Genomic DNA, 14,169 nt, shown 5'->3' with positions numbered 1-14,169 from the left:
ACCAGATGAACGAGTCCATGGCCATTGCCGTTGTCGGAATGTCGTGCCGATTCCCGGGTGCTGAGGGTGGCCCGGGGGAGTTCTGGGAGGGGCTGGTCGGTGGGCTCGATGCGGTGGGTGAGGTGCCTTCGGACCGTTGGGACGGTGAGGGTTTTCATGATCCTGATCCGTCGGTGGCGGGGAAGTCGGTGGCTCGGCGTGCGGGGTTTTTGAGTCGGGTTGATGGTTTTGATGCGCGGTTCTTCGGTATTTCGCCGCGTGAGGCTGTGGCGATGGATCCGCAGCAGCGGTTGGTGTTGGAGTTGGCGTGGGAGGCGTTCGAGGACGCTGGTGTGGTGGCGGGTTCGGTGCGTGGGTCCGCTGCGGGTGTGTTTGTTGGGGCGATGGCGGATGATTATGCGGTTTTGGCGCGTCGGGGTGGTGTGGAGGGGATTGGTGCTTTCACGTCGACGGGTCTTGCGCGGAGTGTGATCGCGAATCGGGTGTCGTTTTTGTTGGGTTTGACGGGTCCGTCGTTGGTGGTGGATTCGGGTCAGTCGTCGGCGTTGGTGGCGGTGCATCAGGCGTGTGAGGCGTTGCGTCGTGGTGAGGTGTCGTTGGCGTTGGCGGGTGGGGTGAATTTGATGCTGGCGCCGGAGTCTTCGGTGGCGGTGTCGAAGTTCGGTGGGTTGTCGCCGGATGGGCGTGCGTTTGTTTTCGATGGTCGGGCGAATGGTTATGTGCGGGGTGAGGGTGGGGGTCTTGTTGTTCTGAAGCGGCTGGAGGATGCGGTCGCTGATGGTGATGATGTGGTGTGTGTGATCGCGGGTGGTGCGGTCAACAATGATGGTGGTGGTGATGGTCTGACGGCTCCTCGGGTGGAGGGTCAGGCCGGGGTGTTGCGGCTTGCGTGTGAGCGTGCGGGTGTGGCGCCGGGCGAGGTCGGTTACGTGGAGCTGCACGGAACCGGAACCGCGTTGGGTGACCCGGTCGAGGCTGCGGCGCTGGGAATGGTGCTGGGGAATGCCCCCGGGCGCGCCGAGCCTTTGGTGGTGGGTTCGGCGAAGACGAATGTCGGGCATTTGGAGGGTGCTGCGGGGATTGTCGGTCTGATCAAGGCCGCGATGTCGGTGCGGTATGGGGTGGTGCCGGCGAGTCTGCATTTCGAGTCGGCGAATCCGGCGATTGATCTTGATGGATTGAATCTGCGGGTCCAGACATCGACGGGTGTGTGGGAGGGGTCCCGTATTGCGGGTGTGTCGTCCTTCGGGATGGGCGGGACGAACTGCCACCTGATTCTTCGCCCGGCACCCGAGAGGGCCCCTGTCGTGGAGGGTGCGGACCCGGTCCTGGTGCCGTGGGTGGTGTCGGGCCGCAGCGCGGAGGCGCTGCGCGCGCAGGCGGGGAAGCTTGCGGAATTCGTACGCGGCTCTGACGCGTCGCTGCTCGATATCGGGTACTCGCTCGCCTCGTCGCGCACGGTTTTCGAGCACCGTGCGGTGGTCGTGGGCGCGGACCGCGAGGAGCTGGTCACGGGTCTGGAGAAGGTTCGTGCTGCGGGTGCGGTAGGTGCTGCGGGGACGGCGTTCTTGTTCACGGGGCAGGGGTGCCAGCGGGCGGGGATGGGCCGGGAGCTGTATGAGGCGTTCCCGGTGTTCGCGGAGGCGTTCGATGCGGCGTGTGCGTACCTGGACGGGCATCTGGGCCGGTCGTTGAAGGATGTGGTGTTCGGGGGTGATCCGGTTCTGGATCAGACCCGGTTCACGCAGGCCGCGTTGTTCGCGCTTGAGTCGGCTCTGTTCACGTTGGTGTCGTCGTTCGGGGTGCGTCCGGATGCGCTGATCGGTCACTCGATCGGTGAGGTGACCGCCGCCTACGCAGCGGGAGTGTTCTCGCTTAAGGACGCGTGTGCGCTGGTCGCGGTACGAGGCCGGCTGATGCAGGCCGCGCGTGCGGGCGGTGCGATGCTCGCCATCGCCGCCCCCGAAGCCGATGTCCTGCCCGAGCTGGGTGACGGCGTGTCTCTCGCTGCGGTGAACGGTCCCGCAGCGGTCGTGGTCTCTGGTGACGCGGATGCGGTCGGGGTCCTGGAGGAGCTGTTCCGGGGGCGGGGCGTGAAGGTCAAGCGCCTCACGGTGTCCCACGCGTTCCACTCGGCGCACATGGACACGGCCCTGGCGGAGTTCGAGCAGGAGATCGGCTCTCTCACGTTCAACGAGCCGCACATCACCGTCATATCGAACGTCACCGGGCAGGTCGCCGACGAACTGACCAGCCCCGCTTACTGGGCCCGCCAGATCCGTGCGGCGGTGCGTTTCGATGACGGCATCCGCACGCTGGACGCCCAGGGCATCACCACCTACCTCGAACTCGGTCCGGACCCGGTTCTGACCTCCCTCGTTCAGAACACCCTGGACACCCCGACTGCCGCCTCGGCACTCAAGAGCGAGCGTGACGAGGCCAAAACGCTGCTGCGGGCCCTGGGCACCGCCTACTCCGGCGGGACCGACGTCGACTGGGCCGTTCTCCTGCCCGGCGGCAACCGGGTCAAGCTCCCCACGTACGCCTTCCAGCGCAAGCGCTACTGGATCGACGTCCCCGACGCCCCCCAGGCGTCCCCCGCCTCCGCCCCCCAGCAGGAGGCCGACGAGGCCGAGGCGGACGGGACGACCTGGGCCGGCAGGCTGCGCGGGCTGAACGAGAAGCAGCGGGAGTCGCTGATCGCGGACCTCATCTGCCGCCACACCGCAGAGGTGCTGGAGTACGACGCGACCGACGTGCTCGACCCCGCCCTGCCCTTCAAGGAACTGGGCCACAACTCCCTGTCGTCTGTCGAGCTGCGCAGTCGCCTGGCCGCCGACCTCGGCATCGCTCTGCCGTCCTCGCTCGTCTACGACTACCCGACGCCGCTCGTGCTGGCCCGCCACATCGTGACGGCGCTGCTCGGCACCAGCGATGCGCTCGACCTCCCCGACGCCGTTTCTGCCGCTGGCTCCGACGAGCCGTTGGCGATCGTGGGCATGGCGTGCCGCTATCCGGGTGGAGTGGTCTCCCCGGAAGGGCTGTGGGGGCTGGTCGCTGAAGGCCGGGACGCGATCGGGGACTGGCCGGAGGACCGTGGCTGGGATCTTGAGGGGCTGTACGACACCGAGCGTGGTGTGCCGGGCAAGTCGTATGCGCGGTATGGCGGCTTCTTGCAGGGGGTGGACGGGTTCGACGCGGAGTTCTTCGGGATCTCGCCGCGTGAGGCGCTTGCCATGGACCCGCAGCAGCGTCTGCTGCTGGAAACGGCCTGGGAGGCGCTGGAGCGTTCCGGGATTGTTCCGCAGTCGCTCAAGGGCAGTCGGACGGGCGTGTTCGTCGGTGCGATGACGGGGGAGTACGGGCCCCGTCTGGCCGAGCCGGTTGCGGGCACGGAGGGGTACCTCCTGACAGGCAATACAGCGAGTGTCGCTTCGGGCCGTATCTCTTACACCCTCGGCCTGGAAGGCCCGGCGGTCACGGTCGATACGGCGTGCTCGGCTTCTCTGGTCGCTCTGCACCTGGCGGCTCAGTCGTTGCGCACTGGCGAGTGCTCGCTCGCGCTGGCCGGTGGTGCGACGGTGATGTCGTCGCCGGGGATGTTCGTGGAGTTCTCGCGGCAGCAGGGGTTGTCGCAGGACGGCCGGTGCAAGGCGTTCTCCGCGAGCGCGGACGGTACGGCCTGGGGCGAGGGCGCGGGCGTCCTCCTCTTGGAGCGGCTGTCCGATGCCCAGGCCAACGGCCACCCGGTTCTCGCTCTCATCAAGGGTTCGGCGATCAACCAGGACGGTGCGAGCAACGGGCTCAGCGCCCCGAACGGCCCGTCCCAGCAGCGTGTGATCCGTCAGGCCCTGGCTAATGCGGGACTGAGCGGCACGGACGTCGACGTCGTGGAGGCGCACGGGACGGGTACCAAGCTCGGTGACCCGATCGAGGCGCAGGCCCTGATCGCGACGTACGGGCAGGAGCGGACCCCCGAACAGCCCCTGTGGCTGGGTTCGTTGAAGTCCAACATCGGGCACACCATGGCCGCCGCCGGTGTCGGCGGTGTGATCAAGATGGTCATGGCGATGCGTCAGGGAATCCTCCCGCAGACGCTGAATGTCACCGACCCGACGTCGCACGTGGACTGGTCCGAGGGATCGGTCGAGCTGCTGACCGAGCAGCGGCCGTGGCCCGAGGTGGACCGCCCGCGCCGCGCGGCCGTGTCCTCCTTCGGCATCTCCGGCACGAACGCCCACATGATTTTGGAGCAGGCCCCGGAGGCTTCGCTGCCGGAGCCTTCCGCCGGTGGTGCGGTGCCGTGGATCCTGTCCGGCCGGACCGAGGAGGCCCTGCGCGATCAGGTGGCCCGTCTGACGGAGTTCGTGGAGCACGCCCCCGAGCTCACGCCCAATGCCATCGCGACCGCGCTGGCCTCGCACCGCACGGCGTTCGGACAGCGGAAGGTGGTGGTCGGCAGCACCCGGCAGGAACTGCTGGACGCTCTGAGTGCGGACGCCGGCGCCTCGGGCGAGGCGGTCACGGGCCGCACGGTGTTCGTGTTCCCGGGTCAGGGCTCTCAGTGGATCGGTATGGCGACGGGTCTGTTCGAGGCGTCGCCGGCGTTCCGGGCCCGGCTCGAAGACTGTGCGCGTGTCCTGTCCGCGTACACGGACTGGGATCTGCTGCCGGTCCTGCTTCAGGGCGATCCGGAAGGCCTGCTGGAACGGGTGGACGTGATCCAGCCCGCGCTGTGGGCGGTCATGGTCTCCCTCGCCGAGGCATGGCGTTCCTACGGAGTCGTGCCGGACGCCGTGGTCGGGCACTCGCAGGGTGAGATCGCGGCTGCTGTCGTCTCCGGTGCCCTCTCCTTGGAGGACGGCGCCCTGGTAGTGGCCTTGCGGAGCCGGGCCATCATCGCTCTGGCGGGCCGGGGCGGCATGCTCTCGGTCGCACTGCCCGCCGACGCGGTCCGCTCGTACCTGGTGCGGTGGCCGGACGACCTGAGTGTCGCCACGGTCAACGGCCCCTCCTCCACCGTGGTCTCAGGCACGGACAGTGCTCTGGACGAGCTGGTCGCGGTGCTCGACAAGGACGGGGTGCGTTCGCGTCGTATCGCGGTGGACTACGCCTCGCACTCTCCGCACGTGGAGTCGATCCGGGACGAGCTGGCGGATCTTCTGGCGCCGGTTGCTCCTCGGGTGCCGGAGATCCCGTTCTATTCGACCGTCACCAATGAGGTCGTGGACAGCGCGGTCCTGGACGCCGGGTACTGGTATCGGAACCTGCGTCAGACGGTCGAGTTCGAGAAGACGACGCGGGCCCTGCTCGCGGACGGTTTCACGACGTTCATCGAGTCCAGCGCCCACCCGGTCCTCACCATCGGCCTCCAGGAGACGTTCGAGGCCGCCGACGCGGTCGCGGCGCTCGCAGTGCCGTCGCTCCGCCGTGACGAAGGCGGCCTGGAACGGTTCCTGCTCTCCGTCGGTCAGGCGTGGACCCACGGCGTCCCCGTCGACTGGACGACAGCGCTCCCCGAGCCTCAGCGCCCTCTCGACCTGCCCACGTATGCCTTCCAGCGCACCCGCTACTGGCTCGACCCCGTCAAGACGACCGGCGACGTCTCCACCGCCGGGCTCACCACCGCCGCGCACCCGTTCCTGGGTGCCGTAGTCGACCTGGCCGGCTCCGACGGCACCGTCCTCACCGGGCGGCTCTCGCTGAAGTCGCACCCGTGGCTCGCCGACCACGCCGTGTCCGGCACGGTCCTGCTGCCCGGCACCGCCTTTGTCGACCTCGCGCTGCACGCGGCCGACGAGACCGGCTGCGAGGTCCTTGAAGAGCTCACCCTCCAAGCCCCCCTCGTCCTCACCGGTTCCGCTGCCGTCCTCCTGCGCGTCGAGGTCGGCGAGCCCGACGAGGACGGCCGCCGCAGCGTCGGCATCCACTCCCGCCCCGACACCGAGGGCGCCCTCTGGACCCGGCACGCCACCGGCGAACTCGGCCACGGCAGCACCCCCGGCGTGCCCGCCGACGTGGCGTGGCCCCCGGCCGGGGCGGTCCGGCTGGACACGAGCGCGCTGTACGAGGAGCTGGCGTCGGCCGGTTACGAGTACGGGCCGGTGTTCCAGGGCGTCCAGGCCGCATGGCGCAACGGCGACGACGTCTTTGCCGAGGTCGCCCTCGCCGAGGACCAGCACCAGGACGCCGACACCTTCGGCATTCACCCCGCCCTGCTCGACGCCACCCTTCACACCGCACTCCTCACCCCGGGCACCGAACTGCCCGCACCCCGGCTCCCCTTCGCCTGGTCCGGCATCCACCTCCACGCCACCGGCGCCACCACCGTCCGCGTCCACATCACCCCCACCCCCACCGACGGCATCACCCTCCGCATCACCGACACCACCGGACAACCCGTCGCCACCATCACCTCCCTCGCACTCCGCGAGGTGGACCCCGCCCAGCTGGGGCAGGGCTCCGGTGGCGCCGACGACGCGCTGTACCACCTGGACTGGACCCCGGTGCAGGCCGCCCAGGACACCGAAGCCCGGCCGTTCGTCGTCGTCGGGGACGGGCTCGCTTCCGTACAGGCCATGCGTTACGCGGACCTCACCGCTCTCCGCGACGCGCGGACGGACGGGGACTCCACCGACGCCCTGCTGTTCCTGACCGCGGACGGGACCGATGACCGGTGCACGCCGGACGCCGCCCGGGCCGCCGTCCACCAGGTGCTCACCGCGGTCCAGGAGTGGCTGGCCGAGGACCGGTTCGCCGATGCCCGCCTGGTCGTCGTGACGCAGGGGGCCGTCGCGACGGACTCCGCGACCGCGCCCGGGGCACCCGCGTACGCACCCGTCTGGGGCCTGCTGCGTACCGCCCAGACGGAGAACCCCGGACGCTTCGTCCTCGTGGACCTGGACGAGGAACCGGCCTCCGCTGCGGCACTGACGGCCGCACTCGGCTGCGGCGAGCCGCAGTTCGCCCTGCGTGCCGGCAAGGTGCTCGTCCCGCGCCTGGCCCGTGCGGCGGGGCGCGCCGACCTCCTGCTCCCCCCGGCCGGGGACGAGCCCTGGCACCTGGACGTCACCGCCCGCGGCACGCTGGAAGCTCTCGCCCTGGTGACCGGTGCCGAGGCGGCCGCCCCGCTCGGGCCGCTGGAGGTGCGGGTCGCGGTCCGGGCCGCCGGGCTCAACTTCCGTGACGTGTTGATCGCGCTCGGGGTCTACCCGGGCGAGGCGTCCATGGGCACCGAGGGCGCCGGTGTGATCACCGAGACCGGCGCGGACGTCACCGGTCTCGCCGTCGGCGACCGGGTCACCGGCATGCTGCCCGGCTCCTTCGGACCCGTATCGGTCGTGGACCACCGGCTCGTCGTACGTATCCCCGACGCGTGGTCGTACGAGGACGCGGCCGCCATGCCGATCGTCTTCGGCACCGCCTACTACAGCCTGGTCGAGCTCGCGGGACTGCGGTCCGGCGAGACCCTGCTCGTGCACGCCGCCGCCGGAGGAGTCGGCATGGCGGCCGTGCAGCTCGCCCGCCACCTGGGCGCCGAGGTCTACGGCACCGCCGGCCCCACCAAGTGGGACGCGCTGCGGGCCTCCGGCCTGGACGACGCCCACATCTCCTCCTCGCGCACCCTCGACTTCGAGGACCGGTTCCGGGAGGCGACGGACGGCCGCGGCATGGACGTCGTACTCGACTGCCTGGCTCGGGAGTTCGTGGACGCCTCGCTGCGGCTGCTGCCGCGCGGCGGCCGCTTCGTCGAGATGGGCAAGACCGACATCCGCGACGCGGACGAGGTCGCCGCCGCCCATCCCGGGGTGGCCTACCAGGCGTTCGACCTGATCGAGGTCGCGCACCGGGACCCCGAGAAGTTCCGGCGCATGCTGACCGAGATCGTCGCCCTCTTCGAGTCGGGCGCACTGCGCCACTCGCCGGTCCGTGCCTGGGACATCCGCCGGGCCCCGGAGGCCTTCCGCTTCCTGAGCCAGGCGCAGAACGTCGGCAAGATCGTCCTGACCGTGCCGCCCGCGCTCGACCCGGAGGGGACGGTCCTGATCACCGGTGGCACCGGCACTCTGGGCGCGCTCTTCGCCCGCCACCTGGTCACCGCGTACGGAGCCCGCCACCTCCTCCTGACCAGCCGCCGGGGGGACGGGGCACCCGGGGCCGACACCCTGCGGGCCGAACTCGAAGCCCTCGGTGCGACCGTCACCCTGGCCGCCTGCGATGTCGCCGACCGGGACGCGCTCGCCGCGCTCCTGGCCGCCGTGCCCACCGCCCACCCCCTCACCGCGGTCATCCACACCGCCGGTGCCCTGGACGACGGCACGGTCACCGCGCTCACCCCCGAACGCCTGGACACCGTCCTGCGTCCCAAGGCCGACGCCGCCTGGCACCTGCACGAGCTCACCCGGGACACCGACCTCGCCGCGTTCGTCCTCTTCTCCTCCGTCATGGGTGCCATCGGAGGCGCCGGCCAGGCCAACTACGCGTCCGCCAACACCTACCTGGACGCCCTCGCCGCGCACCGCCGGGCCGCCGGACTCCCCGCCACCTCACTGGCCTGGGGCTTCTGGGACCAGCGCAGCGAACTCACCGGTGACCTGGACGAGGCCGACCTCGCCCGCATGACGCGGGCCGGTCTGGTGCCCCTCGGCTCGTCCGAGGGCCTGGCCCTCTTCGACCGGGCGCTCACCGACCCCGGTGCCGCCCTGGTCCCGGCCCGTCTCGACCTCGCCCGGCTGCGTACCCAGGCCGACAGCGGCGCGCTGGCGCCCGTGCTCTCCGGACTCGTCCGCGCCCGAACGGCGCGCCGGTCCGCAGCGGCGGCCGCCGCGACCACCGGGGCCGCCGACCGCTTCGCCGGACTCACCGGCAGCGACCTGGACCGGGCCCTGCTGGACCTCGTACGGACCAACGCGGCGACCGTGCTGGGGCACTCCTCCCCGGCGTCGATCCGGCCCGACAGCAAGTTCAAGACGCTCGGGTTCGACTCCCTCTCCTCCGTCGAACTGCGCAACCGGCTCGGTGAGGCGACCAAGCTGCGCCTGTCGGCCACCGCCGTCTTCGACCATCCGACCCCGGACGCGATGGTCGCCCACCTGCGCGGCCTGCTCGGCGTCGAGGACACGACCGCGGCCCCGGCAGCCGTCCGTCAGGGCCCGCCGACCGACGGCGCCGGGACCGCCGACGACCCCATAGCCATCATCGGCCTCGGCTGCCGGCTCCCCGGCGGGGTGTCCTCTCCCGAGGACCTGTGGGAACTGCTCACCGCGGGCGCCGGCACCGCCGCCGACCTGCCCGACGACCGCGGCTGGGACCTGGAGGCCCTGTACGACGCCGACCCCGACCGCTCCCGCAAGAGCTATGTCCGCAAGGGCTCCTTCCTCTACGAGGCGGCCGAGTTCGACGCCGACTTCTTCGGGATCTCGCCGCGTGAGGCGCTTGCCATGGACCCGCAGCAGCGCCTGCTGCTGGAAACGGCCTGGGAGGCGTTCGAACGAGCGGGCATCCCGCCGGAGTCGGTGCAGGGCAGCCAGGCCGGAGTGTTCGTCGGCGCGCTCTTCCAGGAGTACGGCTCCCTCATGCACGAGGCATCGGAAGGAGTCGACGGCCTGCTGCTCACCGGCAAGACCACCAGCGTCATATCCGGCCGCCTCGCCTACTTCCTCGGCCTCGAAGGCCCCGCGATCACCGTGGACACGGCCTGCTCCTCCTCGCTGGTCGCCCTGCACCAGGCCGCGCAGTCGCTGCGCGGCGGGGAGTGCTCGCTCGCCGTCGCGGGCGGCGTCTCGGTGATGGCCACGCCCGGCATGTTCACCGAGTTCAGCCGCCAGCGCGGCCTGGCCACCGACGGCCGCATCAAGGCGTTCGCGGACGCGGCCGACGGGACGGCGTGGGGCGAGGGCGCGGGCGTCCTGCTGCTGGAACGGCTGTCGGATGCCCGGGCCAACGGCCACCCGGTCCTCGCTCTCATCAAGGGTTCGGCGGTCAATCAGGACGGTGCGAGCAACGGCCTCAGCGCCCCGAACGGCCCCTCCCAGCAGCGCGTCATCCGCCAGGCGCTGGCCAATGCCGGTCTGACGGGTACGGACGTCGACGTCGTGGACGCGCACGGTACGGGCACCAAGCTCGGCGACCCGATCGAGGCGCAGGCGCTGATCGCGACCTACGGTCAGGAGCACTCGGCCGAACAGCCGCTGTGGCTCGGCTCGCTGAAGTCCAACATCGGCCACACCATGGCCGCCTCCGGCGCGGCCGGCGTCATCAAGATGGTGCTGGCCCTGCGCGAGGGAGTCCTTCCGCAGACCCTGGGGGTCGACACGCCGACGTCGCACGTGGACTGGTCCCAGGGGTCGGTGGAGCTGCTGACCGAGCAGCGGCCGTGGCCGCAGCTGGAGCGTCCGCGCCGCGCGGCCGTGTCCTCCTTCGGCATCTCGGGCACGAACGCCCACATGATCCTGGAGCAGGCCCCGGAGCAGGAGTACCGGGCCGATACGGAGGCGCCGGCGAACGTGCCGTGGGTGGTCTCCGCGAAGAGTCCGTCGGCTCTGCGTGAGCAGGCGGTGCGGCTCGCGGGCTTCGTCGAGCGCAATCCGCAGGAGTCGGTCGGGGCGGTGGCTGCGGCCCTGGTCGACTCGCGTGAGCGTTTCGATCACCGGGCCGTGGTGCTCGGCAGCGGGCGCGCGGAGCTCCTTGCGGGCCTCGGCGCCCTGGCCGGGAGCGATGCGGCCGGCTCGGTGGTGACGGGCGAGGCGGTCACGGGGCGCACGGTGTTCGTCTTCCCGGGCCAGGGTTCGCAGTGGGTGGGCATGGCGGCGGGCCTGTTCGAGGCGTCGCCCGCGTTCCGGGCGCGGCTTGAGGAGTGCGCGCGTGCCTTGTCCGCGTACACGGACTGGGACCTGCTGCCGGTGCTGCTCCAGGGCGACCCCGAGGGGCTGCTCGGGCGGGTGGATGTGATCCAGCCCGCGCTGTGGGCGGTGATGGTGTCCCTGGCTGAGGCGTGGCGCTCGTACGGCGTGGTGCCGGATGCGGTGGTGGGGCACTCGCAGGGTGAGATCGCGGCGGCTGTGGTGTCGGGTGCGCTGTCCTTGGAGGACGGTGCGCTGGTAGTGGCCTTGCGGAGCCGGGCGATCATCGCTCTGGCGGGCCGGGGCGGGATGCTGTCGGTCGCGCTGCCTGCCGACGCGGTGCGTCCGTATCTGACGCGGTGGCCGGACGACTTGGGTGTGGCTACGGTCAACGGCCCGTCGTCCACCGTGGTCTCGGGTACGGACAGCGCCCTGGACGAGCTGGTCGCGGTACTCGACGCAGACGGTGTGCGCTCGCGCCGTATCGCGGTGGACTACGCCTCGCACTCCCCTCACGTGGAGTCCATCCAGGCCGAGCTGGCGCAGCTCCTGGCCCCGGTTTCCCCTCGGGTGCCGGAGATCCCGTTCTACTCCACCGTCACGAACGAGGTGGTCGACAGCGCGGCACTGGACGCCGGGTACTGGTACCGGAATCTGCGTCAGACGGTCGAGTTCGAGAAGACGACGTGGAAGTTGCTCGCGGACGGTTTCACGACGTTCATCGAGTCCAGCGCCCACCCGGTCCTGACGATCGGTCTCCAGGAGACCTTCGAGGCCGCCGGTGCGGTCGCGGCGCTCGCGGTGCCGTCGCTCCGCCGTGACGAGGGCGGGCTCGAGCGGTTCCTGCTCTCCGTCGGCCAGGCGTGGACCCACGGCGTCCCCGTCGACTGGACCCCGCAGCTTCCCGAGGTCACCCACCCGGTCGACCTGCCCACGTACCCCTTCCAGCGTCAGCACTACTGGCTCTCCGCCTCCCACACCGCCGCCCCCACCGTCTCCGACCTGGGCCCCGGTGCCCTCCCGCACCCGCTCCTCGGCGCGGCGGTCGAGCTGCCGGGCTCCGGATCACTGCTCTACACGGGGCGCCTCTCGCTCACCGCCCAGCCCTGGCTCGGCGACGCGGAGACCCTGCCCGGTGCCACGTTCCTGGAGCTCGCCCTGCGGGCCGGCGAGGAGGCGGGCACCGGCCGGGTGGACGAACTCACGCTCCACGAACCGCTCGTCGTACCCCGCCGGGGCGGCGTGCAGCTGCGGGTCGAGGTCGGAGAGCCGGAGGACGACGGGCTGCGCAGGCTGTCCGTGCACTCCCGCCGCGAGGGCAGGGCTCCGGGCACCGCCTGGACCCGGCACGCCACGGCCGTCCTGGCCGCCGACGAGCCCGCCCCGGAATGGGACCTGGAGGTCTGGCCGCCGCTCGACGCCGAACCGCTCGACGCGGGTTCGCTGCCCGGCATACGGGCGGCCTGGCGGCGCGACGGAGAGCTGTACGCCGAGATCGTGTCCGGTGAGGGGCACGACCCGGCGGGGTACGCCCTGCATCCCGCCCTGCTGGAGGCGGCGCTCGGCTCCGCCGTCCTGACCGGTCTCCCGGCCGGGGCCACCTCGGTGGAGTGGCGTGACGTCACTCTGCACGCCGTCGGCGCCACCACCCTGCGCGTGCGCGTCGTGCCCACCGCTGACGGACCCCTCGGCGTCGCCGTCGAGATCGCGGACGGCAGCGGGGCGCCCGTCGCCACCGTCGGCGCGATGCTGCTGGAGGACGGGGCCGACGACCGGATCCGGCAGGCGGCGTCCGCCCAGCGCGGCGGGCAGTACACCGTCGAATGGACCGACGAGAAGCCCGTCCCGGTCGCCACAGCGGCCCCGCACAGCTGGGCGGTGGTCGGCGAGGACGTCTTCCGGGCCCGCTCCGGGCTCATGGCCGCAGGTACGTACGCCGAGGCCCACCCCGGTCTGGACGCCCTGGCGGCCCGGATCGAGGCGGAGGGCGCACCCGCGCCCGATGTCGTCCTGGTGTCCGTGGCGGCCACCGCGGACGGCGACGTCGCCACCTCCGTACGACGGGGCGTGGAGGAGGCGGCGCAGCGCGTCCGCACCTGGCTCGCGGACGCCCGGTTCGCCGGCTCCCGGCTGGTGTTCCTCACCAAGGACGCCACCGCGGCCTCGGCGCCGCAGGGCGGCGACCCCGCCGCCGCGGCGGTATGGGGTCTGATCCGCGCCGCCCAGGAGACGGACCCGGACCGCTTCGTCCTGGCCGACACCGACGGGAGCAAGGCGTCGTGGCGCTCCCTGGTCAAGGCCCTCGCCGCAGGCCACGACCAACTGGCCCTGCGCCGCAGCACGCTGAAGGTGCCCCGGCTCGTCCCGGCGGTCGCCGGCACGTGGCCCGCGTACGACCCCGAGGGCACGGTCCTCGTCGTCGGCCGCCAGGCCGAGCCGTACGCCCACCGGCTGGCGGAACGGCACGGGGTGCGGAACCTGCTGCTGGTCGGCGCGCGGGACACGGCGGACCTCGAAGCCGGGCTCACCGCCGCCGGAGCCCGGGTGACCGTCGCGCCGGTCGACCCGGCCGACCCGACGGCCCTGGCGGAAGCCCTCGCGGCGCTCCCCCCGGCCCACCCGGTCATCGCCGTCGTCCACGCCGTGGACCCGCAGGCGGACGCATCGGCGGAGGCGGCCCGCACGGCCCGCACCGCGCTGGCACTGCGCGAGGCGACCGGGCCCGGCGCCGCGTACGTCATGCTCGCCGAGGAGGAAGGGGCCTCCGGGGCCTTCCTGGAGGCCTGGGCCCGGGTGCTGCGCAGCGGCGGGACCACTGCCGTGGCCCTGTCCGGCCGCCCCGGGACGGCCGGACCCGTCGACGCGGAGCTGCTGGACGCCGCGACGGCGGTCGGCGCGGCCGGAGTCGTCGTGGCCGAGCCGGACTTCGAGGCACTTGCCGCGCTCGCCGCGGCCGGACGGCTTCCCGCCCTGTGGCGCGGCCTGGTCCGCGGACCGGCCCGACGCACCGTCAAGGAGGGCCCGGCCGGGGCCGGCGGCTTCAAGCAGCGGCTGCTCGCCCTCGACGCCGCCGGGTGCGACGCCCTGCTCCTGGACCTCGTCCGGGAACACGCGGCGAACGTGCTCGGCCACGGCTCGGGCGACGCCATCGACGCCGACCGCAAGTTCCGGGACATGGGCTTCGACTCGCTCTCGGCACTCGCCCTGCGCAACGCCCTCAACGACGTCACCGCGCTGCGCATGCCACCCGGTGTCGTCTTCGACCAGCCCACCTCGGCTGAGCTGGCCCAGCACATCAAGCAGCAGATCTTCGGCCGATAGACAGCCG

The 14,169-nt window shown here is 71.9% G+C and carries 1 protein-coding gene; it reads left to right on the top strand.

Annotated features, from left to right (window positions below; all coding sequences use genetic code 11):
- Nucleotides 1-5 precede the first annotated feature (5 nt).
- Complete coding sequence (locus tag AMK18_RS35420; RefSeq protein ID WP_073865697.1) at nt 6-14,162, top strand: type I polyketide synthase; 14,157 nt, start codon at nt 6-8, stop codon at nt 14,160-14,162.
- Nucleotides 14,163-14,169: the final 7 nt, after the last annotated feature.

The sequence above is a fragment of the Streptomyces sp. CB01249 genome, from assembly GCF_001905735.1.
In the GTDB taxonomy this organism is placed as follows: Bacteria; Actinomycetota; Actinomycetes; order Streptomycetales; family Streptomycetaceae; genus Streptomyces.
Note: the sequence above shows the minus strand (reverse complement) of the source record. Positions and strands in the feature narration are given on the sequence as shown.